The organism is Rhodococcus kronopolitis, from assembly GCF_042654025.1.
GTDB classification, from domain to species: domain Bacteria; phylum Actinomycetota; class Actinomycetes; order Mycobacteriales; family Mycobacteriaceae; genus Rhodococcus_G; species Rhodococcus_G kronopolitis.
On sequence record NZ_JBHSFO010000002.1, the window covers coordinates 526,759 to 550,194 of the forward strand.

Annotated in this window: 19 protein-coding genes and 1 pseudogene; 11 read left to right on the forward strand and 9 right to left on the reverse strand. The window is 70.8% G+C overall.

Features of this window, described 5'->3' with window-relative positions; all coding sequences use genetic code 11:
- Nucleotides 1-9 precede the first annotated feature (9 nt).
- On the reverse strand, nt 10-894 hold the full coding sequence (locus ACFO6S_RS05750; protein ID WP_378414941.1) for an AAA family ATPase: 885 nt from the start codon (nt 892-894) through the stop codon (nt 10-12).
- A 45-nt stretch (nt 895-939) separates the two neighbouring features.
- Nucleotides 940-2,232 (reverse strand): glutamate-5-semialdehyde dehydrogenase, encoded by a 1,293-nt coding sequence (locus ACFO6S_RS05755; RefSeq protein WP_378414943.1) that lies wholly within the window; start codon nt 2,230-2,232, stop codon nt 940-942.
- Between the two features lie 218 nt (nt 2,233-2,450).
- Between ACFO6S_RS05755 and ACFO6S_RS05760 the strand changes: the two genes are divergently transcribed.
- From ACFO6S_RS05760 to ACFO6S_RS05780, 5 genes and pseudogenes are all read left to right on the forward strand, one after another.
- Nucleotides 2,451-3,851: an amino acid permease gene (locus ACFO6S_RS05760; protein WP_378414945.1), complete on the forward strand. Its 1,401-nt coding sequence runs from the start codon at nt 2,451-2,453 to the stop codon at nt 3,849-3,851.
- A gap of 72 nt (nt 3,852-3,923) precedes the next feature.
- Nucleotides 3,924-4,832 carry a ribokinase gene (locus ACFO6S_RS05765; RefSeq protein WP_378414947.1) on the forward strand — a complete coding sequence of 303 codons (909 nt, stop codon included), beginning with the start codon at nt 3,924-3,926 and terminating at the stop codon, nt 4,830-4,832.
- A gap of 113 nt (nt 4,833-4,945) precedes the next feature.
- Entirely contained in the window at nt 4,946-6,739 is a 1,794-nt protein-coding gene (locus ACFO6S_RS05770) for an AMP-dependent synthetase/ligase (RefSeq protein ID WP_378414949.1), read from the forward strand.
- A 554-nt stretch (nt 6,740-7,293) separates the two neighbouring features.
- Nucleotides 7,294-7,725: a DUF222 domain-containing protein gene (locus ACFO6S_RS05775; RefSeq protein ID WP_378415249.1), complete on the forward strand. Its 432-nt coding sequence runs from the start codon at nt 7,294-7,296 to the stop codon at nt 7,723-7,725.
- Nucleotides 7,614-8,678, forward strand: a pseudogene (locus ACFO6S_RS05780) (HNH endonuclease signature motif containing protein); the annotation flags it as partial. The gene ACFO6S_RS05775 and the pseudogene ACFO6S_RS05780, both read left to right, overlap by 112 nt.
- 213 nt (nt 8,679-8,891) lie before the next feature.
- Here the strand turns inward: ACFO6S_RS05780 and ACFO6S_RS05785 are convergent.
- Nucleotides 8,892-10,145 (reverse strand): amidohydrolase, encoded by a 1,254-nt coding sequence (locus ACFO6S_RS05785; protein ID WP_378414952.1) that lies wholly within the window; start codon nt 10,143-10,145, stop codon nt 8,892-8,894.
- A gap of 100 nt (nt 10,146-10,245) precedes the next feature.
- On the opposite strand from ACFO6S_RS05785, the gene ACFO6S_RS05790 reads away from it, so the two are divergent.
- From ACFO6S_RS05790 to ACFO6S_RS05810, 5 genes are all read left to right on the forward strand, one after another.
- Nucleotides 10,246-12,366 carry a RecQ family ATP-dependent DNA helicase gene (locus ACFO6S_RS05790; protein ID WP_378414954.1) on the forward strand — a complete coding sequence of 707 codons (2,121 nt, stop codon included), beginning with the start codon at nt 10,246-10,248 and terminating at the stop codon, nt 12,364-12,366.
- Nucleotides 12,367-12,691: 325 nt separating this feature from the next.
- A complete protein-coding gene (gene ectA, locus ACFO6S_RS05795; protein WP_378415250.1) occupies nt 12,692-13,183 on the forward strand; it encodes a diaminobutyrate acetyltransferase in 492 nt (163 codons plus the stop codon).
- The gene (gene ectB / locus ACFO6S_RS05800) at nt 13,180-14,442 is read left to right on the forward strand and encodes a diaminobutyrate--2-oxoglutarate transaminase (protein ID WP_378414956.1); all 1,263 of its coding nucleotides are present in this window, start codon (nt 13,180-13,182) and stop codon (nt 14,440-14,442) included. Before ectA ends, ectB begins: the two co-directional genes overlap by 4 nt.
- 18 nt (nt 14,443-14,460) lie before the next feature.
- On the forward strand, nt 14,461-14,865 hold the full coding sequence (locus tag ACFO6S_RS05805) for an ectoine synthase (protein ID WP_378414958.1): 405 nt from the start codon (nt 14,461-14,463) through the stop codon (nt 14,863-14,865).
- A gap of 61 nt (nt 14,866-14,926) precedes the next feature.
- Entirely contained in the window at nt 14,927-15,772 is an 846-nt protein-coding gene (locus ACFO6S_RS05810) for an NAD-dependent protein deacetylase (protein ID WP_378414960.1), read from the forward strand.
- Between the two features lie 36 nt (nt 15,773-15,808).
- Here the strand turns inward: ACFO6S_RS05810 and ACFO6S_RS05815 are convergent, their stop codons facing one another.
- The gene (locus ACFO6S_RS05815) at nt 15,809-15,979 is read right to left on the reverse strand and encodes a hypothetical protein (protein WP_378414962.1); all 171 of its coding nucleotides are present in this window, start codon (nt 15,977-15,979) and stop codon (nt 15,809-15,811) included.
- 86 nt (nt 15,980-16,065) lie between these two features.
- Here ACFO6S_RS05815 and ACFO6S_RS05820 point away from each other — a divergent pair, with 86 nt between their 5' ends.
- Nucleotides 16,066-16,233, forward strand: a complete 168-nt coding sequence (locus tag ACFO6S_RS05820) for a hypothetical protein (RefSeq protein ID WP_378414964.1) — start codon at nt 16,066-16,068, stop codon at nt 16,231-16,233.
- Between the two features lie 4 nt (nt 16,234-16,237).
- Here ACFO6S_RS05820 and proB read toward each other — a convergent pair whose 3' ends face one another.
- From proB to ACFO6S_RS05845, 5 genes are all read right to left on the reverse strand, one after another.
- Entirely contained in the window at nt 16,238-17,356 is a 1,119-nt protein-coding gene (gene proB / locus ACFO6S_RS05825) for a glutamate 5-kinase (protein ID WP_378414965.1), read from the reverse strand.
- On the reverse strand, nt 17,353-18,813 hold the full coding sequence (obgE, locus tag ACFO6S_RS05830; protein ID WP_378414967.1) for a GTPase ObgE: 1,461 nt from the start codon (nt 18,811-18,813) through the stop codon (nt 17,353-17,355). Before obgE ends, proB begins: the two co-directional genes overlap by 4 nt.
- A gap of 148 nt (nt 18,814-18,961) precedes the next feature.
- On the reverse strand, nt 18,962-19,225 hold the full coding sequence (rpmA, locus tag ACFO6S_RS05835) for a 50S ribosomal protein L27 (RefSeq protein ID WP_378414968.1): 264 nt from the start codon (nt 19,223-19,225) through the stop codon (nt 18,962-18,964).
- A gap of 40 nt (nt 19,226-19,265) precedes the next feature.
- Nucleotides 19,266-19,580 carry a 50S ribosomal protein L21 gene (gene rplU / locus ACFO6S_RS05840; RefSeq protein WP_378414970.1) on the reverse strand — a complete coding sequence of 105 codons (315 nt, stop codon included), beginning with the start codon at nt 19,578-19,580 and terminating at the stop codon, nt 19,266-19,268.
- A gap of 200 nt (nt 19,581-19,780) precedes the next feature.
- The gene (locus tag ACFO6S_RS05845) at nt 19,781-23,032 is read right to left on the reverse strand and encodes a translation initiation factor IF-2 N-terminal domain-containing protein (protein ID WP_378414971.1); all 3,252 of its coding nucleotides are present in this window, start codon (nt 23,030-23,032) and stop codon (nt 19,781-19,783) included.
- Between the last annotated feature and the right edge of the window lie 404 nt (nt 23,033-23,436).

Consider the following 23,436-nt stretch of genomic DNA (forward strand, 5'->3'; position numbering starts at 1 on the left):
CTCCTGACGTCAGTTCAGTCGCAGTTCGGCGGCGGCGTGCTGCTGGTCGGACCGGTGCTTGAGGATCACTCCCATGGTGGCACGGACCGCGTCGTCGTCCAGGGTGTCCATCCCCAGCGCCAGCAGGGTGCGGCCCCAGTCGATGGTCTCCGCGACCGAGGGCAGCTTCTTGAGCTGCATGCCCCGCAGCACCCGGACGGTGTTGACGAGCTGTTCGGCCATCGCCTCCGGCAGCTCGGGCACCCGGCTGGCCAGGATCCGGCGCTCGAGATCGGCGTCCGGGAAGTCCAGGTGCAGGAACAGGCAGCGCCGCTTGAGCGCCTCTGACAGCTCCCGCGTCGCGTTGGAGGTGAGCACCGTGAACGGCTTGCGGGTGGCGACGATGGTGCCGAGCTCCGGCACCGTGACGGCGAAGTCGCTGAGCACCTCGAGCAGCAGTCCCTCGATCTCCACGTCCGCCTTGTCCACCTCGTCGATCAGCAGGACGGTCGGGTCCGCCCGGCGGATCGCGGTGAGCAGCGGCCGCGGCAGCAGGAACTCCTCGGAGAACACGTCGAGCTTGGTGTCGCCCCAGCTGGCGCCGTCGCCGCCCGCCTGAATCCGCAGGATCTGCTTGGCGTGGTTCCACTCGTACAGTGCCCGGGACTCGTCGACGCCCTCGTAGCACTGCAGCCGCACCAGTTCGGCGCCCGCCGTCTGCGCGACGGCCCGGGACAGCTCGGTCTTGCCCACGCCCGCGGGGCCCTCGATGAGCAGCGGCTTGCCCAGCCGGTCGGCCAGGTACACCGCGGTCGCGGTGGCCTTGTCGGCCAGGTAGCCGGTCTCGGCGAGCCGGGTGATCACCTCGTCGACGCTGGCGAATGTCGGCGGCGTCAGCGGCAGGGCGCGGTCCACACGGGCTCCTCGGGTTCGGTCGATCGGGATCGGGTGACGGTCGGCTCAGACGGGGCGGACGTGCCCGTCGCCCCACACGATCCACTTGGTGGAGGTGAGCTCGTCCAGGCCCATCGGACCACGGGCGTGCAGCTTCTGGGTGGAGATGCCGATCTCGGCGCCGAAGCCGAACTGCTCGCCGTCGGTGAACGCCGTCGAGGCGTTGACCATCACGGCGGCGGCGTCGACGCGGGCGGTGAACTCGCGGGCCGCGGCCAGGTCGGCGGTGACGATGGCCTCGGTGTGGCCGGTGCCGTACCGGTCGATGTGCGCGACCGCCGCGTCCAGGTCGGCGACCACCTTGAGCGCGACGTCGAGGGTCAGGTACTCCTGCGACCAGTCGTCCTCGGTGGCCGGCACCTGACCGGGCAGGTCACCGTGGATCACGACGTCGTGCGCCTGCAGCACCTGAGTCAGCGCGGGCACCGCGACGTCCGCGATCGCGGCGTCGACAAGGATGGTCTCGGCGGTGTTGCACACGCTCGGCCGACGGGTCTTGGCGTTGATCACGATCTTCTCGGCCATCGCGAGGTCCGCGGCGGAGTGCACGTAGACGTGGCAGTTGCCGACACCGGTCTCGATGGTCGGCACGGTGGCGTCGCGGACCACGGCGGCGATCAGCCCGGCGCCGCCGCGCGGGATCACCACGTCCACCAGGCCACGCGCCTGGATCAGGTGGGTGACGGACGAGCGGTCCGCGCTGGGCAGCAGCTGGACGGCGTCGGCGGGCAGGGACTGCTCCGTCAACGCGGCGCGGAGCACCTCGACCAGGGCGGCGTTCGAGTGCGCCGCGGAACTCGACCCGCGCAGCAGCGCCGCGTTGCCGGACTTGAGGGCCAGGCCGAACGCGTCGACGGTGACGTTGGGGCGGGCCTCGTAGACCATGCCGACCACACCGAGCGGCACCCGGACCTGACGGATCTCCAGGCCGTTCGGCAGCGTCGAGCCGCGGACCACCCCGCCGACCGGGTCGGCCAGGCCGGCGACCTGACGCAGCCCCGATGCGATGCCCTCGACCCGGTCCGCGGTCAGCCGCAGCCGGTCGAGCAGGCTCTCCTCGGTACCCGCGGCCCGCGCCGCGTCGATGTCGCGGGCATTGGCGGCGAGCACGGTGTCCGTCGCCGCGAGCAGCGCGTCGGCGGCCGCGTGCAGCGCCCGGTCCTTCTGCGCGGTCGTGAGCAGGGCGAGAGCCCGGGAGGCGACTCGGGCACGCCGCGCCGCGGAGTGCACCGCCTCGCGAGTCTGGTCCTCGCCCTGCACAGCGCTGACTACCTGGGCACCTTCATTCACCGCGGTCATGAATACAGGGTATCGACCCGACCGACGCACAATCGACCGGCCCGACGCTCCCGTCGCCGACAAAAGCGCTCCATTGGGTTTCGAGCCCATGGGAGGTCGCGGACAGCGTCCCTGGTCACCGACGGATGCTCGTGCACCCCGGTCGTGAGTACCGGTAACGACCGGACTGGCGCATAATCGACCGGCCCGAAACTCCGTGCACCGACGAAAGCGTTCCATTGAGACAGACAAGCGACGAGGCACTCGGCGTCGACGAGTCCGAGGGCTACAGCCGCGGGTTGAACTCGCGCACCATCCAGATGATCGCCATCGGCGGCGCCATCGGCACCGGCCTGTTCTACGGCTCCGGCGCCGCCATCGAGTCGGCAGGCCCGTCCCTGATCCTCGCGTACCTCGCGGCCGGTCTGGCGGTGTTCGTGATCATGCGCGCGCTGGGCGAACTGCTCACCTACCGCGCGGTCTCGGGCAGCTTCGGCGAGTACGCGGAGGAGTTCCTCGGCCGGTTCTTCGGCTTCGTCACCGGCTGGACGTACTGGGCGGTGTGGACGGCCACCTGCATGGCCGAGATCACGGTCGCCGGCAAGTACGTGGAGTTCTGGTTCCCGGCGGTGCCCACCTGGCTGACGGCACTGGTGGTGCTGGCGCTGCTGTTCGGCGCCAACCTGATCTCGGTGAAACTGTTCGGCGAGGCCGAGTTCTGGTTCGCGGCGGTCAAGATCACCGCGATAATCGGCATGATCCTGATCGGCATCGGCGTACTCACCCTGGGCTTCGGCCAGGCCACCAATCCGACCGTGACGAACCTGTGGGCGGACGGCGGCGTGTTCCCCAACGGGTTCGGGGCCGCGCTGATGAGCCTGCAGATCGTGATGTTCGCCTACGTCGGCGTGGAGCTGATCGGCGTGACCGCGGGCGAGGCCCGCGACCCCAAGCCGACGCTGCGCAAGGCGATCAACTCGCTGCCGCTGCGGATCGGGCTGTTCTACATCGGGTCGCTGGTGGTGATCATGTCGGTGGCCAGCTGGCGCGACTTCCACGCCGGGTTCAGCCCGTTCGTGGAGGTACTCCAGCAGATCGGCATCCCGGCCGCCGCCGGAATCATGAACTTCGTGCTGCTCACCGCGGCGCTGTCGTCGTGCAACTCGGGCATCTACTCCACCGGCCGGATGCTGCGCAGCCTGTCCCTGCGCCAGGAGGCCCCCGCGGCGCTGGCCGGGCTCAGCGGCCGGTCGGTGCCGCTGCCCGGCATCGCCCTGTCCGCGGGCGTGATGCTGATCGGCGTGGTGGTCAACGTGATCTCCCCGGACCGGGCCTTCCTCTACATCACGTCGGTCTCCACGGTCGGAATCATCTTCGTCTGGGGCACCATCCTGGTCTGCCACCTGCGGTACCGCTCGCAGGTGCGGGCCGGCCTGCTCCCGGCCGTGGACTACCGACTGCCGGGCGCGCCGGTGACGAACTGGTTGGCGCTCGCGTTCCTCGCGGGGGTCCTGGTGCTGCTGTTCTTCAGTTCGGCCGGTCGCACCGCACTGGGCGTCGGCGCGGTGTTCGCGATGATCGTGTGCGGCGGCTATCTCCTGCTCCGGTCCCGCGAGGCGAAGGCGAAGGCGACCGTTTGAGCCGGCCGCCGCTGTGGGGATCGCGGTCCCGACGCGTGCCGATAGCGCCGACGGCGGACTAACGTCGAGGCCATGGCCGCGGACGTTGCCTCTGCACCCGGTCTCGCCACCGATACCCGCGCCGCGCGCATCGCCGTGCTCGGCAGTATCAACATGGACCTCGCCGCCGCCACCGACCGGCTCCCCCGGCCCGGCGAGACCGTGCTCGGCCACTCCCTGCACACCGGGCCCGGCGGCAAGGGCGCGAACCAGGCGGTCGCGGCGGCCCGGGCCGGCGCGACGGTGACGTTTCTCGGCGCGGTCGGCGACGACGTCTTCGCCCTGCAGCTGCGTCAGCACCTCGTCGACGCGGAGGTCGACGCCCGGCTCCTGCGGGAGACCTCCGGGCCAAGCGGCGTCGCCCTGATCACCGTCGCCGCCGACGGGGAGAACAGCATCGTCGCGACGCCCGGCGCGAACGCCACCATGACCGAGCTCGACGCAGGCGAGCTCGACGCGGTCGCGGCGGCAGACCTGCTGCTGTGCCAACTGGAGCTGCCGCTGTCGACGGTGCTCGCCGGCGCCCGGCACGCCCACGACAACGCGGTCACCGTCGTCCTCAACCCGTCCCCGGCGCGGCCGCTGCCGGACCCGCTGCTGGACTGCGTCGACGTGCTGGTGGTCAACGAGACGGAGGCCGGTCAGCTCGGTGCGGCGACGCTGCGGCGGGTGCCGCACCTGGTCACGACCGTCGGCGCGCGCGGCGCGTCGTACCGCGGTCCCGACGGCGCCGCCGTGCAGGAGTCGCCGCCGACGGTGCGGGTGCTCGACAGCACCGGCGCGGGCGACGCGTTGACCGGCGAGCTGGCTGCGTCCTGGCACCGGGGCCCGGAGGTCGCGCTGCGGCGCGCCGTCACCGCGGGCGCGCTGGCCACCACCCGACGCGGCGCGGACACGGCGCCGACCCGCGCCCAGGTGGATGCGGCGCTCGACCGGCCGTGACGCGGCCGCGCGGCCACCGAATCCGGACACCGGCGGCACCCCGGACGTAGCATCCCCACAACGCGGCCCACCGGCAGCAGGCGGTCGCACCGGGACGACGGGAGCACCGGCCGATGTACCAGACGATCGCAGGAAAGACGCTCGCAGACCTTGCCTTTCGCGCCGCGGAGGCCTACGGCGACCGGCCCGCGGCCCGGTTCCAGAGCGAGCCGAACCAGTGGGACGAGATCAGCTACCGCGAGCTGGCCACGCGGGTCGAGGAGTTCGGCGCCGGCCTGATCGACCTCGGACTGACCGTCGGCGACCGGGTGGCCGTGCTCGGGACCACCCGCCCGGACTGGTCGGTCGCGCACCTCGCCGTCGTCGCCACCGGCGCCGTCCACGTCTCGGTCTACCCGACCAACTCGCCGGAGGAGTGCGCCTGGGTGGTGGGCAACTCGGAGGCCCGGGCCATCGTCTGCGAGGACGCCTCACAGGTCGCGAAGATCGCCGCCGTCCGCGACCAGCTGCCCGCACTGGAGTGGGTGGTGGTCCTCGACGGCGAGGCCGACGGCGCCGTCCCCGCGTCCGACATCCGTCGTCGGGGCCGGGAAATCGGCGCCGAGGAGCTACGACGGCGGGCCGCCGCGGTGACCCCCGCCGATCCGTACGTGTTCATGTACACCTCCGGGACCACCGGACCGCCGAAGGGCTGCGTCCTCTCGCACGGCAACTACCGCGCGATCATGGAGGCCAACACCGCGCTCGACGCCGCGGAGAATCCGGGCCCCGAGACCGACATGGTCGCGTACCTGTTCCTGCCGTTGGCGCACGCGTTCGCCCTGCTGTTCCAGCTGCTCACCTTCGACCGCGGTGGCGTCATCGTGTACTGGGGCGGCGACACCGCGCGGATCGTCCCGGAGGTGATGGCGACGCGGCCGACCCACCTGCCGTCGGTGCCGCGGGTGTTCGAGAAGATCTACACCCTGGCGGTGGGGTCCAAGCCGGCGGACGAGCGCGAGCGGATGCTGGCCGCGGCGGCGGTCGGGGTCCGGGTGCGCGACCTGCAGGCCCGCGGCGAGCCCGTCCCGGCGGAACTGCAGCAGCCGTTCGACGCCGCCGACGCCGCCCTGTTCCAGGGGGTGCGCGCACTGTTCGGCGGCAACCTGCGGCTGGCCACCACCGGCGCCGCGCCGATCGCCAAGGAGATCCTCGAGTTCTTCTACGGCTGCGGGGTCCCGGTGATGGAGGGGTTCGGGATGACCGAGACGTCCACCGGCGCGACCGTCAACACCGTGCGCCACCACCGGTTCGGCACCGTCGGACGGCCGGTGCCTGGGCTCGAGGCCCGCGTCGACGAGGACGGCGAGCTGCTGTTGCGCGGCGGCAACATCTTTCAGGGCTACTACAAGATGGACGACGCCTCGTTCGGCGCGGTGGAGGACGGCTGGCTGCGGACCGGGGACCTGGCCACCATCGACGAGGACGGGTACGTCTCGATCATCGGCCGCAAGAAGGACATCATCGTCACCTCGGGCGGCAAGAACCTCACGCCCGCGAACCTGGAGAACGACCTCAAGCGCTCGCCGTGGATCAGCCAGGCCGTGATGCACGGCGACCGCAGGCCCTACCCCGTCGTGCTGGTGACGCTGGACCCGGAGACGGTGCTGCCGTGGGCGCAGGCGCAGGGCATGCCGGACTCGATCGCCGAGCTGTCCCGGCACCCGGAGGTGGTCGGGATGGTCCAGCAGGCCGTCGACGCGGCCAACTCCAGGCTCGCGCCGCCGGAGCAGGTGAAGAAGTTCGTGATCGCCGACCGCGACCTCTCGCAGGAATCCGGGGAGCTGACACCGACGCTCAAGATCAAGCGGAAGGTGGTGGGCGAGAACTTCGCCGCTCACTTCGACGCGTTGTACGAGGCGGACTGAGGGCTCTGGCTCAACCAGACCGGCGCATTCGAAGCCAGCATCGGCGAGGGCTCCCCCAGTGGATCGTTGGCGCGGAGCCCTCGGTCGGATCAACCGTGGCAGCTGCGATGGTCCGGCGCCGTCCACCGCTGGTTGACCCGCGGGTTCGACCGGGCCGTCTCACTGCACGACACATCCTGGTCGCCGGAAGGTCTCACAGAACTACAGGGACAACTGCACCCGGATGAGGCTTGTCGACACCGCGAGGTGACGTGGCCAAGCCGGAGATCCTGACTCCGTTCGAGGGGTCCGACGCTCACTCCTGATTGCCATCGGATTGATGAGACGGCGCTGTCCCGGCGGTTTCCCTGCGGATCGCTGGGTATCCAAATCCAGCTACAACCAGCGGATCCTTTTGCTCGGACGACTTGTCGGACCCCCTCGCTACAATTCGAACAGAAGAGCGAATCGGTCCCGAGGGGGTGACCACGATGACCGCAGCCGACGACCGTTCCGTCGACCATGTCATCGACAACGGCCCGCTCGCCGACGCCCTCCACACCGTCGAGACCGGGATGCAGACCCTGCGCGAGCTCGACACCGCCGCCGCCTCCAACCGGGACCGCCTCGCCCTGCTGGTTCGGCTCGAACACGTCGCCCGCACCGTCCCCGCAATCGGACACACGCTGGTCAACCAGCTCCTCGAACAACGCGCCGCCGACGAGTTCGGCGGCACCACGCTGCGGGAGCTGTTGGCGAACACCCTGCGGATCAGCCCCACCAAGGCCGCAGAACGGGTCCATGCGGCGAAGGAACTCGGCCGCACCACCACCCTCGGCGGAGACCACCTCGAGCCGCGCTCACCGCGACCGCGGCCGCCGAACACGACGGGAACCTCGACCCCGCGCACGTGGACGCGATCCGCGAGTTCCTGCACCAACTGCCCACCGCCGTCGACGCAGGCACCCGCGGCCAGGCCGAGGCCCAGCTCACCGAGCAGGCCCTGATCCTGCGGCCCGACGAACTGCGTGCGGTGGCCCGCCGGCTCGCGGCTGTCCTCGATCCGGACGGGACCCTCGACGACGAAACCGACCGGGCCCGCAAGAGGTTCTTCCGGATCGGGCCGCAGGGTCGGGACAAGATGACCAAGGGTTCGTTCTGCACCGACCCGGAGGGTCGCGCCTATCTCGAGGCGATCATGGCCAAGCTCGCCAAGCCCGGGATGTGCAATCCCGAGGACGAGGGCCGGGAGACGCAGCCGGGCGACGCGGACCCCAGTGGCGGCACGGCACAGTCGAACGCCGAGCCCCACTCCACGCCCGCACCCCAGAAGAGCTCCACTGCAACAGAACCCGCTGACACTCAGCCCTCCCCCGGCGCCGCCACCCGCGACCACCGCACCCAGGGCCAACGCCAACACGACGCCCTCAAGTCCGTCCTCCGCTCGGTCCTCACCTCCGGCGAACTCGGCCGGCACCGCGGCGTCCCCGTCACCGTCGTCGCCACCATGACCGCCCGCGAACTCGAGGAAGCTTCCGGCCACGCCGTCACCGGCGGAGGCACCCTCATCCCCATGCCCGAGATGATCCGGATGGCGGCCCGCGGCGCCCGGCACTACCTCGCGATCTTCGACGACGGCCGGCCCCTCTACCTCGGCCGCAGCAAACGCCTCGGCACCACCGACCAACGAATTGTGCTCTACGCCAAGGACCGCGGCTGCACGTTCCCCGGCTGCGCCAGCCCCGGATACTGGTCGCAGACGCACCACGTCAACGACTGGGCCGACGACGGCGAGACCAATGCCGACGACCTGACCTTCGGCTGCGAGACCCACCACGCCCTCGTCGGACCCCGGCCGGAGCAGTGGGCGACACGCGGACCGGCCCCGACCACCGGTTCCCGGGACGGACCCTGTGGCATCCCCCGACGCACATCGACCCCACCCGCACCGGGCGGCTGAACCACTACCACCACCCGATGGAGCACCTGCTAGGCGACTGCAGCGACGGTGACGGCGGACCCGGGAGTGACGACCCTCGAAAACCGGGCGCCGCATAGAAATTCAGGTTCTCGGCTGGCGATCAGCTGCGCGACCACTCGTCAGGTGCGCGACCACCACTCACGTGCGCGACCACCACTCAGCTGCATGGCCGCCGTTCGGGTGGCCGACCACTCAGTCGAGCCACTCCACCGCCGCCGCCACCAACGCCGCGACACCCGTGTCCAGCGTCGGCCGGATCACCGGCGCGAACTTCGGTGAGTGGTTCGACGGCAACGGCTGCTGCGAATCCGCCCCGTCACCCCCGGGCACCTCGAACCCGCCGATGAACCAGTACACCAACGGCACACCGATCTCGGTGGCCAGATCACCGACGTCCTCGCTGCCCGAGACCGGTCCGATCTCGAAGACCTTGTCGGTGCCGAGCACCGCCCCGAGCGCCGCCAGCGTCCGCCGCGACCCCGAGACGTCGTTGACGGTAAGCGGGAAGCTGTTCAGCTCGGTGATCTCCGGCGGCCGCGGCGCCCGGGACGCAACGGACTCGGCGTCCGCGATCCGGGTGATGCCCTCGACCAACTGCTCAGCGACGTGCGTCTCGAACGAACGGGTGTTGACCTTGAGCACGGCCTCCTCCGGAATCACGTTCTCCTTGGTCCCCGCCTGAAATGACCCGACCGTGACCACCGCGGGCGAGGTCGGCGAGATCTCCCGGGACACCAGGGTCTGCAGTCTCATCACCGTCGCCGCGCCCATCACCACCGGATCCACGCACTGATCCGGCATCGAACCGTGCCCGCCGTGGCCGAACATCCGTACCTGCAGGCTCTGCGCCGCCGCCATCGCGGTCCCCGGGCTGAGGAAGGCGGTGCCCGCCGGACCGGGCATCACATGCTGACCGAGCACCACGTCCGGCGCCGGCACCTTCTCGTACAGGCCGTCCTCGAGCATCGCGCGGGCTCCACTGCCGACCTCCTCCGCGGGCTGGAACAACGCGACCAGGGTTCCCGACCAGTGCCCACGCCCCCGGGCCAGCAGGTCCGCGGCGCCGAGCAGGCAGGTGACGTGCATGTCGTGCCCGCAGGCATGCATCACCGGCACCTGCGCGCCGTCGGGAGTCGTCCCGATGGCGGTCGAGGCGTAGTCCAACCCGGTGTCCTCGCGCACCGGCAACGCGTCCATGTCCGCGCGCAGCAGCACCACGGGGCCGTCGCCGTTGGTCAGCACCCCCACCACCCCGGTGCCGCCGATCCCCTCGGTCACCTCGTACCCGGCGTCCGCCAGCCGCTCGGCCACGATCGCCGCGGTCTCGTACTCCTCGTAGGAGAGTTCGGGGTGCGAGTGCAGGTGCCGGTACAGCCGCTCCAGGTCCGCGGCGCCGGCCTCGAACGCGGCGAGCACCTGGGAGACGGAATCGGGTTCGGTGGTCATTGCTCGGTCCTCTCGACGGCGACGGCGACTGCTGTCAGGCCTACCACAGCCGAGGCTCGTGACGAGCCCATTGTCGGTGGGTACGGGCATGATGGCTGCCATGAGCGCGAACACCACGACCGCCGACCCCACCACCGGTGCGGACCTGCGCGCCGAGGCCGAGGGGCTGCTGCGCGAACTCGCCGGACCGGACGCCCGCCTGCGCGAGGACCAGTGGACGGCGATCGAGGCGCTGGTCGTGCACCGCCGGCGCGCGCTGGTGGTCCAGCGCACCGGCTGGGGCAAGTCCGCTGTCTACTTCATCTCCGCCAAGCTGCTGCGGGCCCGCGGGCACGGGCCGACGGTCATCGTCTCGCCGCTGCTCGCGCTGATGCGCAACCAGGTGGCCTCGGCCGAGCGGGCAGGCGTGCGCGCGGCGACCATCAACTCCGGCAACGTCACCGAGTGGGACGAGATTCACCGCCAGATCGCCGACGGCGACGTGGACGTGCTGCTGGTCAGTCCCGAGCGGCTGAACAATCCCGACTTCCGTGACCAGGTGCTGCCCTCGCTCGCCGCCGACGCCGGCCTCGTGGTGGTCGACGAGGCGCACTGTGTCTCCGACTGGGGCCACGACTTCCGTCCGGACTACCGCCGGATCCGCACCCTGATCGCCGAGCTCGGCGATGGCATCCCGGTGCTGGCCACCACCGCGACGGCCAACGACCGGGTGGTCGAGGACGTCTCGACCCAGCTCGGGGTCGGCGGCGGCGAGACCCTGGTGCTGCGCGGCGGCCTGGAACGGGAGTCGCTGCGCCTGTCGGTCGTGCACATCGACGAGGCCACCAAGCGCGCCGCCTGGCTCGGCCAGCAACTCGAGAAGCTGCCCGGCTCCGGCATCATCTACACCCTCACCGTGTCCGCGGCCCGCGACCTCGCCGGGCTGCTGTCCGAGCAGGGCCACACGGTCGCCGCGTACACCGGGCAAACCGATCCGGCCGAGCGCGAGCAGCTCGAGGCCGACCTGCTCGGCAACCGGGTCAAGGCCCTCGTCGCGACGTCCGCGCTCGGGATGGGGTTCGACAAGCCGGACCTGGGGTTCGTGGTGCACCTCGGCGCACCGTCCTCGCCCATCTCCTACTACCAGCAGGTGGGCCGCGCCGGCCGCTCCACCGACCGCGCGGAGGTGGTGCTGCTGCCCGGCCACGAGGACCGGCAGATCTGGAGCTACTTCGCCTCCGTCGCGTTCCCGCGCGAGCACATCGTGCGCCGGGTCATCGAGGTCCTCGACACCGAGCGACCCCAGTCCACCCAGGCGCTCGAGCCGCAGGTCGAACTCAACCGGTCCCGGCTCGAGATGGTGCTCAAGGTCCTCGACGTCGACGGTGCCGTGCGCCGGGTCCGCGGCGGCTGGGTCGGCACCGGAGAGCCGTGGGAGTACGACGCGCCGCGGTACGAGCGGCTCGCCCAGGCCCGCGAGTCCGAGCAGCAGGCCATGGTCGACTACCAGCGCACCACCATGTGCCGGATGGAGTTCCTGCGCCGACAGCTCGACGATCCGGGCCTGACCGCCGATCCGCAGCCGTGCGGCCGCTGCGACAACTGCGCCGGCCCCACCCTCACCGCGGACGTCGACGAACAGGCCCTCGCCCAGGCCCGCACCCGGCTGGACCGCCCGGGCGTCGACCTGCTGCCCCGCAAGCAGTGGCCGACCGGACTCGCCAAGCTCGGAGTGTCGTTGTCCGGCAAGATCACCGACAACCATCAGCCTGGCCGGGTGCTCGGCCGGCTCACCGACCTGGGCTGGGGTCAGCGACTGCGCACCCTGTTCGACGGGCCCGACGGCCCGGTGCCCGAGGCGGTCGTCGACGCCTGCATCAAGGTCCTGGCGGCCTGGGACTGGGACACCCGACCCACCTCGCTGCTGGCGATGGAGTCGCAGACCCGGCCGCAACTGGTGGGTTCCCTGGCACGCCGGCTGGCCGAGGTCGGCCGGCTCACCGACCTGGGCACGCTGGCCCGGACCCCCGGCCATCCCCCGGTCTCGGCGGCCAATTCCGCCTACCGCGTCGCCGGGCTGGTGGGCGCGTGGACGGCGCCGGATCTGAGCCACCTGGACGGCCCGGTCCTGCTGCTCGACGACCTCACCGACACCGGCTGGACGCTGACGATGGCGGCCCGTGAACTGCGTGCGGCGGGCGCACCGGCCGTCCTGCCGTTTGCCCTGGCAAGCGTCAGCTGAGCACGACGATGTGACCGGTATCACACTGGTGCGCTCACCAGTGCCGACGCCGGCTTCTCGGGCTGGACCAGGCGGGAAGTTGCTGAAATCCTTTGGGCCCATTGTTACGTTCGTTTGACCAATGACTCCCGTTACAGAAAGTGCGACCCCAATTTTATTTCCCCGCAAGGGGACCCGACCACGACCCGGCGCGATGCAGCCGGAACCACCCGGCGCGGAGCGCTCCGCCCCACCCGGCGCGGCGCATCCCGACCAAGCCGGCGCACGGCCCGACCGACCCGGAACCACCCCCGGCGAGCACCACAGCGCGCTGCACCCGAACGACATGCCGACCCTTCGTCAGCCCACCCTGGCCGACGCGGCCCGGCTGTGGGAGATCGCCCGCGACACCGCCGTTCTCGACCTGAACTCGAGCTACTCGTACCTGCTGTGGTGCAGGGACTTCGCGGAGACCTCCGTAGTGGCCGAGCACGACGGACGGGTCGGGGGCTACGTCACCGGATTCGTCCGGCCGACGGACCCGACGACCGTCTTCGTGTGGCAGGTTGCCGTCGACGACGCCCTGCGCGGCCGCGGCGTCGCCTCCGCGATGTTGAACTTCCTTCTCGATCACCTTGCGCATCAAGGTGTCTCAATGCTGGAGACGACGATCAGTCCCGACAACACCGGATCGCAGGCACTCTTCGCCTCGGTCGCGCGGAGTCGGTACACCAGCATCTCAACCCGTAAATTGTTCGGCTCCAACAACTTTCCCGACCAGCACGAACCCGAGGACCTTTACGTCATCGGCGACGACAGCAGCAGAGGAGAGCAGTGAACACCCTCGTAGAGACCGACATCTTCACCAGCCTCGAGTCCGAGGTCCGCAGCTACAGCCGGTCGTGGCCGGCAGTCTTCGGCTCCGCCTCCGGATCCTGGATCCGTTCCGAGGACGGCCGCGACTACCTGGACTTCTTCGCCGGCGCCGGGGCCCTGAACTACGGGCACAACAACCCGGTGCTGAAGGAGGCCCTGCTCGACTACCTGACCCGCGACGGCATCACCCACGGACTCGACATGAACACCGTCGCCAAGCGCCGGTTCCTCGAGACCTTCCAGCGCAACATCCTCGCGCCCCGTGGCCTGGACTACAAGGTCCAGTTCCCCGGACCCACCGGCACCAATGCCGTGGAGGCCGCACTCAAACTCGCCCGCAAGGTGACCGGCCGCTCCTCGATCGTCAACTTCACCAACGCTTTTCACGGAATGACCCTCGGCTCACTCTCGGTCACCGGAAACTCGATGAAGCGTGCCGGTGCCGGCGTGCCGCTCGTGCACGCCACCCCGATGCCGTTCGACGGCTACTTCGACGGCGAGATGCCCGACTTCCACTGGTTCGAACGCGTCCTCGACGACACCGGCAGCGGACTCAACCGTCCCGCCGCCGTGATCGTCGAGACCGTCCAGGGCGAGGGCGGCGTCAACGTCGCCCGGCCCGAGTGGCTGCGAGCCCTCGCCGACCTCTGCTCGAGCCGCGGGATCCTGCTGATCGTCGACGACGTGCAGATGGGCTGCGGCCGCACCGGCCCGTTCTTCTCGTTCGAGGTTGCCGGCATCACCCCCGACATCGTCACCCTGTCCAAGTCGATCGGCGGCTACGGCCTGCCGATGGCCCTGACCCTGATGCGGCCCGAACTCGACGTGTGGGCCCCCGGCGAGCACAACGGCACCTTCCGCGGCAACAACCCGGCATTCGTCACCGCCACCGCCGCGCTCGACCACTACTGGTCCGACGACGCGCTCAGCCGCTCGACCGCGGCCAAGGGCAGGCGCATCGAGGAGATCTTTGCGAACCTGTCCGACCGCTTCGCCGGGGTCTCCGCCCGCGGCCGTGGCATGGTGCAGGGCCTGGTCTTCGACGACCCCGGTCGCGCGCTCAAGGTCTGCGGGCTCGCCTACGACGAGGGCCTGCTCGCCGAGACCTCCGGGCCGTCCGACGAGGTGGTCAAGTTGCTGCCGCCGCTGACCGTCACCGACGCCGAGCTCGACCACGGGCTGAGCATCCTGGCCGAGGCCACCGCGAAGGTCTGCGCCTGAACAGGAAGGAACCGCTCCATGATCGTGCGCACCACCGACGAGATCACCGACACCGACCGTGACGTCACCAGCGCCGACGGCAACTGGCGTTCCAAGCGCATCGTCCTCGCGGGCGACGCCGTCGGCTTCTCCTTCCACGAGACCACCATCGCCGCCGGAACCGTCAACGAGTTCCACTACGCCCATCACGTCGAGGCGGTCTGGCTGATCGACGGCGACGGCATCCTCACCGACCTCGACAACGGCGAGGTCCACCAGCTGCGGCCGGGCACCATGTACCTGCTCGACGGCCACGAGCGGCACCGCGTCGAACCGGTCACCGAGATGCGGATGCTGTGCGTGTTCAACCCTCCGGTCACCGGCCGCGAGGTGCACGACGTGAACGGGGTCTACCCCCTGGTCGCGGCGCCGACCCGGGGCTGACCCCGGGAGCCGGACCACCGCACGGACCTGCCCACCGGGGTACGCGACTAACCTGGTGGGCATGTCCGTGCCGGTCCTCGAACCCGAAGCCGGGGCTGCCCGGCTCGCCGCACTCGTGAACGGCAGGCGGGTGCTGGCGTTGACCGGCGCCGGGATGTCCACGGATTCCGGGATCCCGGACTACCGCGGCCCGGACTCGCCGCCGCGTAACCCGATGACGTACCAGCAGTTCATGGGCGACGCCGCGTTCCGGCGCCACTACTGGGCGCGCAACCACCTGGGTTGGCGGTACATGGACGCCACCGTGCCCAACGCGGGACACCGGACACTGGCCGCCCTCGAACGGTCCGGCACCGTGACCGGCGTGCTCACCCAGAACGTCGACCTGCTGCACACCAAGGCAGGCAGCCGCGCGGTCATCGACCTGCACGGCAGCTACGCCCAGGTCCGCTGCATGGGCTGCGGGCACCGGCTCTCGCGCATCTCGCTCGCCGAGCGGCTCGCCGCCGCGAACCCCGGCTTCGCCGAATCCGTCTCCGCGGCAACAGGAGTCGAGATCGCCCCGGACGCGGACGCGGTGATCGATGAGACCGCGCACTTCCGGGTGGTGGACTGCGACCGCTGCGGCGGCATCCTCAAGCCCGACATCGTGTACTTCGGCGAGAGCGTGCCCAAGCCGCGGGTGGCGGCGGCCTACGCGATGGTCGACGCCGCCGACCTGGTGCTGGTACTCGGCTCCTCGCTGACCGTGATGTCCGGGTTGCGCTTCGTCCGGCATGCGGCCAAGCACGGCACCCCGGTCGCCATCGTGAACCGGGGCACCACCCGAGGCGACGAATACGCCACGCTCAAGCTCGACGCCGGATGCTCGCAGGTACTGACGACTCTCGCCGACGGGTGCCGCTGAGCGAGCCCGCACCCGGTCGATCGAAGCCGGCACCGATCACTGATCCGGCGGCTCCTGCGCAGTGACGGCGGGCCTGGCCGGCGACAGCCGGATCACGCCCGCGTCCAGGTCGACGGCGACGCGCGGCCGATGCGTCTGCCCGTCGCCGTCCTCGCCACCGCCGTCCTCGAGTTCCTTCCCCGGGAACAACTGACCGAAAACACCCATGGGATCGACCGTACCCGCGATCCGACCACGCTCGCATTCGACGCCGGCTGCTCGCCGCCCTGGGGATACCTCGGTAGGCTGCGGGCATGGCGAAATTCAGCGACAAGGTGAAATCGCTCTTCAGCAGGCGCAAGCCCGTCACTCCCGAGGACGCCGCCGAGATCTCCGACTGGGTCAGCGAGGGCGGCGCACTGCATCCCGACGGACCACCCAAGGTCATCGGCGACCCGAAGGACAAGCCGACGGCCCCCTGACCTCCTACAGCCGGACCAGGTCGTCGGCGTGCACCACCGGGCGCTGCAACTCCGACGGCAACTCGAGGGTGGAGCGGCCGAGCATCTCGTGGAGTTCGGCGGCGTCGTAGGCCACCACCCCGCGCGCCACCGGCGCACCGTCCGGACCGGCAAGCGAGACCACGTCGCCGCCGTAGAACCGTCCGTCGACGGCGGTGATGCCGGCGGGCAGCAGCGACCGTCGCTGGTCCACCACCGCCCGGACCGCCCCCGCGTCCACGTGCAGGACGCCCTGGGTGTCCGCCGCGTGCCGCACCCAGAACTTGCGGGCCGACATCCGCGTCGGCCGCGCGGCGAAGGCCGTGCCGACACCTGCGGTGCTCAGCGCCTCGGCCGCGTCGGCGGCGGCGGCCAGCAGCACCGGCACCCCCGAATCCGCAGCCAGCCGGGCTGCCGACAGCTTCGACGCCATGCCGCCGGTCCCGAGCGCTCCCCCGGACCCGGCGACCACCCCGTCGAGGTCCTCGGGGCTGGTCACCTCCGGGATCAGCGTGGCGCCGCCGCGACGGGGGTCGCCGTCGTAGAGGCCGTCGACGTCCGAGAGCAGCACCAGCGCGTCGGCCTGCACCAGGTGCGAGACCATCGCGGCCAGCCGGTCGTTGTCGCCGAACCGCAGCTCGGCGGTGGCGACGGTGTCGTTCTCGTTGACGATCGCCACCGCGTGCAGCGCCCGCAGCCGGTCCAGGGTCCGCTGGGCGTTGCGGTGCTGCGTCCGGCGGGCCAGGTCGTCCGCGGTGAGCAGGACCTGACCGACGGTGCGCCCGTACCTCGCGAACGAGGTGCCCCAGGCGTGCGCGAGCGCCAGCTGACCGACGCTCGCGGCCGCCTGCTTGGTCGCCAGGTCCCGCGGCCGCTTGGACAGGCCGAGCGGCGCGATGCCCGCGCCGACCGCCCCGGAGGAGACGACCACGACGTCGGAGCCGGCCCGCATCCGAGCCTCGATCGCGTCGACGAGGGTGTCGAGTGCCGCCCGGTCGAGACCCTCCTCGAGGCTGGTCAGCGCCGAGGAACCGATCTTCACCACGACGCTGCGCGCCGCGGTGATCGTGGTCCGGGTGTCCGAGGCGGCCGCGGTCGCCGTCACTGTTCTTCGGGGTCCAGGCCCTCGAGCCCGCGACGGATCCGGTGCGCGTGCTTGCGCTCCGCCGCACCGATGCGCTCGTCCTGGTCCAGCCGCATGTCGGTGCCGCGACCGGTGCGCATCATGTCGATTCCCGCCGGGGTCTGCGGCTCCCAGTCGAAGCTGACGTCGCCGATGGTCACCGAGCAACCGGGCTGCGCACCCGCCTTGACCAGTGCCGCCTCCACGCCGAGCCGGGCCAGCCGGTCTCCGAGGTAGCCGACCGCCTCGTCGTTGTCGAACGCGGTCTGCTTGATCCACCGCTCGGGGCGCTCGCCGCGGACGATGAACCCGCCGCGGGTGTCCGGGTCGGGGATCACGCGGAAGTCGGGCTGGTTCGACGCCACCGGGCGCAGCACCGGACGCGCCGGCTCCGGCTTCGGGTTGGCCTCGCGGTAGTCCGCGACCATCTTCGCCAGGGCGAAGGTCAACGGACGCAGCCCATCCCTGGTCACCGCCGAGATGGTGAAGACGGGCCAGCCGCGCTTCTCGAAGTCCGGGGTGACCATCTCGGCCAGCTCCGCGGCCTCGGGCACGTCGGCCTTGTTGAGGATCACGATGCGGGGTCGGTCGGCCAGGTCACCGAGGCTCACGTCCGCCGACAGGGCCGGCGTGTACGCGGCGAGCTCCGCCTCGAGCGCGTCGACGTCGGAGACCGGGTCGCGGCCGGGATCCATGGTCGCGCAGTCCACGACGTGGGCGAGCACCGCGCAGCGTTCGATGTGACGGAGGAAGTCCAGCCCCAGGCCGCGGCCCTGGCTGGCGCCGGGGATCAGACCGGGCACGTCCGCGACGGTGAGGGTGGTGTCGCCGCTGGACACCACGCCCAGGTTCGGTCGCAGCGTGGTGAACGGGTAGTCGGCGATCTTCGGCTTGGCCGCCGAGAGCACGGACACCAGCGACGACTTGCCCGCGGAGGGGAAGCCGACCAGGCCGACGTCGGCCACCGACTTCAGCTCCAGCACGAGGTCGCGTTGCACGCCGTCCTCGCCGAGCAGCGCGAAGCCGGGGGCCTTGCGCGCCTTCGAGGACAGGGCCGCGTTGCCGAGTCCGCCGCGGCCGCCGGGGGCGGCGTCGAAGCGGGTGCCAGCGCCCATCATGTCGGCGAGCACCTGGCCGTCACCGTCGAGCACGACGGTGCCCTCGGGCACCCGCAGGATCAGGTCCTCGCCGTTGGCGCCCTCACGGTTGCTGCCTGCACCCTGCTTGCCGTTGCCTGCCTTGGCGTGCGGGTGGAAGTGGAAGTCCAGCAGCGTGTGCACGTTGGGATCGACCTCGAGCACCACCGCTCCACCACGGCCACCGTTGCCGCCGTCGGGTCCGCCGAGCGGCTTGAACTTCTCGCGGTGAACGGAGGCGCAGCCATTGCCGCCATTTCCGGCGCTGACGTGCAGCACTACGCGGTCAATGAATCGGGACATGACTGCCGGATCCTTCCTCAGTCTGTAAATAGCAATAGGGGCGGGCTGGGTGTGACACCCTGGCCCGCCCCTACTGGGAGCTTGTAACGCGTCGCTCCGCGGCATCTGTCACGAGGACGTCAGTCACGGGGCGAAAGTCGCGGCAGAATCAGGCCTCTGCCAGCGCCGGAACGATGTTGACGGTCTTGCGGCCACGCTTGGTGCCGAACTCGACCGCACCCGCGGAGAGCGCGAACAGCGTGTCGTCGCCGCCACGTCCGACGTTCACGCCGGGGTGGAAGTGGGTTCCGCGCTGGCGAACCAGGATCTCGCCGGCGCTGACCGACTGGCCGCCGAAGCGCTTCACGCCGAGGCGCTGAGCGTTTGAATCGCGGCCGTTACGGGAGCTGGATGCACCCTTCTTATGTGCCATGTTGTTGACCCTCCTCGGGCAAACTCAGTCTAGAAAAGAACTAGTTGTTGATACCGGTGACCTTGAGGACCGTCAGCTTCTGACGGTGGCCCTGGCGCTTGTGGTATCCGGTCTTGTTCTTGAACTTGTGGATGCGGATCTTCGGGCCCTTGGTGTGCTCGACGACCTCGCCGGTGACCTCGACCTTGGCCAGCTTGGCGGCGTCGGTGGTCAGCTCGGATCCGTCGACGACGAGGACCGGGGCCAGCGAGACAGAAGTGCCGGGCTCACCCTCGATCTTCTCGACCTTGACGAGGTCACCAACAGCGACCTTGTACTGCTTTCCGCCGGTCTTGACGATCGCGTACGTTGCCATCGGAGGGCTACCCCTTGCTTCTTCGAACGTGCTCGCGCGGCTTGAGCCGAGCGACTGGTCTGGTGTACTTGCTACCTCAGGCGCGCCCGCTGCTGCCTAGTGGGCGCAGCCGAGCGGTATCGCCGAGTAGCGACCGGTCAAGATTACGGGATGGCGGTGGCCAGGGTCAAACCGGCTCCGCCACCCCGAACTTGTCCGGCCTAGGCGTCCGTCGGCGGGCCCGCCGGACGGGCCGATGCCCGACGACGCGGACGACGCGTGGGCGCCTTGGCGTCGGCCTCGGACGCCACCGGAGCAGCGGCCACGGGCTCTGCCACGGGCTCGACGACCACCGGTGCGGTCACCACCGGCTCGACGACGATCTGCTCGACGACCACCGGCTCGACGACGGGCTCGGGAGCCCGCTCGACGGGGGCCGCCTCGGCCTCGGGCGTCGACTCCGCCGACCGTCCCGCAGCCGACCGGGAGGAACGCCGCGAACGACGCCGGCCCCGGGTGGGTGCCTCGGCGGCCTCGGCCTTGTCCGCCTCGGCGGTCTCGACCACAACCTCGACGGCAGGGACCTCGACCACGGGAGCCTCGACCGCAGGGGTCTCGACCTCGGGAGCCGCGACCTCGACGGTCTCGACCTCGACGACGGGGGCGTCGGCCACGACGACCTCGGCCTCGACGGCCTGGGCGGCTGCCTGGTCCTGCTCGTGCGTGTGGTCGTCGTGGTGCGCGGCCATCGCGAGCGCGACGGGATGCGCCCGCTTGACCGTGGCATCCACGTCGTGCGCGTCGTGCGACTCCGTGCCGTCGTGCGCGTCCTGGCCGTTCCTGGCCGCCGGCGCGTCGGACTGCGTCGCCTTGTCGCCACGTCCACGACGCTTGCGGCCGCCGGACTCGCCGGACTTGGCCGCACCGGACCGCGAGCCGTCGTCGCCCGACGACTTCTCCTCGACCGGGTCGGCGTGCACGATGATGCCGCGACCGTGGCAGTGCTCACAGGTGGTGGAGAACGCCTCGACCAGGCCCGTGCCGAGCTTCTTGCGGGTCATCTGGACCAGGCCCAGCGAGGTGACCTCGGAGACCTGGTGCCGGGTGCGGTCCCGGCCGAGCGCCTCGGTGAGACGGCGCAGCACCAGGTCCCGGTTGGACTCGAGCACCATGTCGATGAAGTCGACGACGATCATGCCGCCGATGTCGCGCAGGCGCATCTGCCGCACGACCTCCTCGGCCGCCTCGAGGTTGTTCCGGGTGACGGTCTCCTCGAGGTTTCCGCCGGCACCGGTGAACTTGCCGGTGTTGACGTCGACGACGGTCATCGCCTCGGTACGGTCGATCACCAGGGTGCCGCCCGAGGGCAGCCACACCTTGCGGTCGAGCGCCTTGGCCAGCTGCTCGTCGATCCGCTTGGCCTCGAACACGTCGGGGCCGCCGTTGCCCTCGTACTTCTCGACCCGCGGCAGCAGGTCGGGTGCGACGGTCTTGATGTAGTTCTCCACCGTCGACCAGGACTTCTCGCCCTCGATGACGATCTTGGCGAAGTCCTCGTTGAACAGGTCGCGGACGACCTTGACCAACATGTCGGGCTCCTCGTACAGGGCCTTCGGGCCGCTGCCCTTGCCCTTGTCCGCCTCGGCGGCCTGCTTCTCGATCTCCGCCCACTGGCTCTGCAGCCGGGTGACGTCGCGCGCGAGCTCCTCGGCGCTGACGCCCTCGGACGCGGTGCGGATGATGACGCCGGCCTCGGGCGGCACGATCTCCCGCAGGATCTCCTTGAGCCGCTTGCGCTCGGTGTCGGGCAGCTTGCGGCTGATCCCGGTGGAGCTGCCACCGGGCACGTAGACCAGGAACCGGCCGGCCAGCGAGATCTGGGTGGTCAGTCGGGCACCCTTGTGTCCGACCGGGTCCTTGCTGACCTGGACGAGCACCTGGTCGCCGGGCCGCAGGGCCTGCTCGATCTTGCGGCTGTTGCCACCGAGACCGGCGGCCTCCCAGTTGACCTCACCGGCGTAGAGCACGCCGTTGCGGCCGCGGCCAATGTCGATGAAGGCCGCCTCCATCGACGGCAGCACGTTCTGGACGCGCCCGAGGTAGACGTTGCCGACCATCGACGCGGACGCCGAGCTGGTGACGAAGTGCTCCACGAGGACACCGTCCTCGAGCACCGCGACCTGGGTCAGGCCCTGGTTCGGTCCGGCCGTCTTCTCCCGGACCACCATCACCCGGTCCACGGCCTCGCGGCGGGCGAGGAACTCCGACTCGGTCAGGATCGGCGGACGACGGCGACCGGCGTCGCGCCCGTCGCGGCGACGCTGACGCTTCGCCTCGAGACGGGTGGAACCGGAGATGCCCTGGACCTCGTCCTTGACGCGGGCCTTGGCGCGCGGCTCGCGCTCGTGCACGACCGTGGCGACACCGTCGTCCTCGGAGCCGGCCTCGGCGGCGTCGCCACTGCCCTTGCGACGACGACGACGGCGACGGCGACGGCTCGCGCCGTCGGCCCCGGCCTCGTCGGACTCGTCGGACTCGGAGTCGTCGGCGCCCTCGGCCGTCTCGTCGCCGGACTCGGCGGGCTCGTGGTCGGTGCGCTCGGACTCGGACTCGCCGGCCTCGGGGTGAGCGTCCTCGGCAACCGCCGTCTCGTCGGGCTCGGTGGTCGTCGACTGCTCGTCACCGGACTGCTCGCCGCGGCCGCGTCCGCGACCCCGACGGCCACGGCGGCGACGACGACTCTGCGCGTCGTCCTCGTCGGACTCGGCGGACTCGACGACGGCCTGGCTGCCGGCGTCGGAGGTCTCGACCTCCGGGGCGACGTCGGGCGTCTGCACGTGCTCGACCTCGGCGACCGCAGGCGCGGTGAACCCGGTGGTCACCTCGATGGGTGCGTTCTCGTCCGGTGCCGCGGCCTCGCGACGTGCGCGACGACGACGCGGCGCGGGCTCGGCGTCGGGCTGGATGAACAGCGGGGCCTGGAACACGGGGGCGGCGTCACCGGCGGCGGGAACGTGTGCGTGCGGGGCGTCCACGTTGGTGAACAGGCCCTGCTGGGCCTCGACCACGGGGGCCTCGGCGACCGGCTCCTCGGTCTTCGGCACCTCGACGGCCGGCTCCTCGGTCTTCGGCGCCTTGGCCTTCGACCTGGACCGCGACCGGCTCCTGGGCGCCTTCACCGGGGCCTCGTCGGCGGCCGGGGCCTCGACCGCGGGCTCCTCGGCGACCGGAACCTCGACCGGGGCGGCCTCGGCGGGGGCGAACGCCGCGTGCACCCGCTCGGCGAGCTCACGGTCGACGCTCGACTGCGCGCTGCGCAGCTCGGAGCCGAGCTCGGCTACCTGCGCGAGTACCTGCTTGCTGGTCACGCCCAGCAGCTTTGCCAGTGCGTGTACCCGGATCTTGTCCGGGAAAGTCGGTGCCACCGCGGCTGCGGCGGAAGTCTGCGAATCGAGCGGCGCTTTGTCGGCCACGTAAGTCTCCTCGAGCCCCCGGGCGCGTCCACCTTGACTTTCCGGGTGTGACGCGGCCACGCGAGGGCGCTGCTGTGTGTACCCACGACGGTAGCCGTGGGATTGTCTGGTCTCGCCCCGCGCGGTTGGCAGTGATCCGTTAATCACTGCCAGCTTGTGCGACGCCTGGCTGGATGGCGGTGCTCCGTGATCCGTGCGCCCGATCATCCAGCATGCCGTGAGGCGCGGGGTGTCCGCGCATCGTGGCAGCGATGAGGGCATCGAACCGTGGTGTCATCCGGTCGGACCCGCGTGAAACAAAAGTGTGAGCCCGACCGATGCCAGTATCCCACACAGTTGCGACGGGCCGCGCCAACGGCGCACCCATCGGGACTGTCCCACCCCCGACCGGGGTGCAGACAGCG

What these genes read in the sequence shown, in the direction of transcription:
- ACFO6S_RS05765 (WP_378414947.1), top strand. Translation starts at nt 3,924, where the DNA reads ATGGCCGCGGACGTTGCCTCTGCACCCGGTCTCGCCACCGATACCCGC.
- ACFO6S_RS05810 (WP_378414960.1), top strand. Translation starts at nt 14,927, where the DNA reads ATGTCCGTGCCGGTCCTCGAACCCGAAGCCGGGGCTGCCCGGCTCGCC.
- ACFO6S_RS05805 (WP_378414958.1), top strand. Translation starts at nt 14,461, where the DNA reads ATGATCGTGCGCACCACCGACGAGATCACCGACACCGACCGTGACGTC.
- rpmA (WP_378414968.1), bottom strand. Translation starts at nt 19,225, where the DNA reads ATGGCACATAAGAAGGGTGCATCCAGCTCCCGTAACGGCCGCGATTCA.
- obgE (WP_378414967.1), bottom strand. Translation starts at nt 18,813, where the DNA reads ATGTCCCGATTCATTGACCGCGTAGTGCTGCACGTCAGCGCCGGAAAT.
- ACFO6S_RS05790 (WP_378414954.1), top strand. Translation starts at nt 10,246, where the DNA reads ATGAGCGCGAACACCACGACCGCCGACCCCACCACCGGTGCGGACCTG.
- ACFO6S_RS05785 (WP_378414952.1), bottom strand. Translation starts at nt 10,145, where the DNA reads ATGACCACCGAACCCGATTCCGTCTCCCAGGTGCTCGCCGCGTTCGAG.
- ACFO6S_RS05770 (WP_378414949.1), top strand. Translation starts at nt 4,946, where the DNA reads ATGTACCAGACGATCGCAGGAAAGACGCTCGCAGACCTTGCCTTTCGC.
- rplU (WP_378414970.1), bottom strand. Translation starts at nt 19,580, where the DNA reads ATGGCAACGTACGCGATCGTCAAGACCGGCGGAAAGCAGTACAAGGTC.
- ACFO6S_RS05755 (WP_378414943.1), bottom strand. Translation starts at nt 2,232, where the DNA reads ATGACCGCGGTGAATGAAGGTGCCCAGGTAGTCAGCGCTGTGCAGGGC.
- ACFO6S_RS05815 (WP_378414962.1), bottom strand. Translation starts at nt 15,979, where the DNA reads ATGGGTGTTTTCGGTCAGTTGTTCCCGGGGAAGGAACTCGAGGACGGC.
- ACFO6S_RS05775 (WP_378415249.1), top strand. Translation starts at nt 7,294, where the DNA reads ATGCAGACCCTGCGCGAGCTCGACACCGCCGCCGCCTCCAACCGGGAC.
- ACFO6S_RS05820 (WP_378414964.1), top strand. Translation starts at nt 16,066, where the DNA reads ATGGCGAAATTCAGCGACAAGGTGAAATCGCTCTTCAGCAGGCGCAAG.
- ectA (WP_378415250.1), top strand. Translation starts at nt 12,692, where the DNA reads ATGCCGACCCTTCGTCAGCCCACCCTGGCCGACGCGGCCCGGCTGTGG.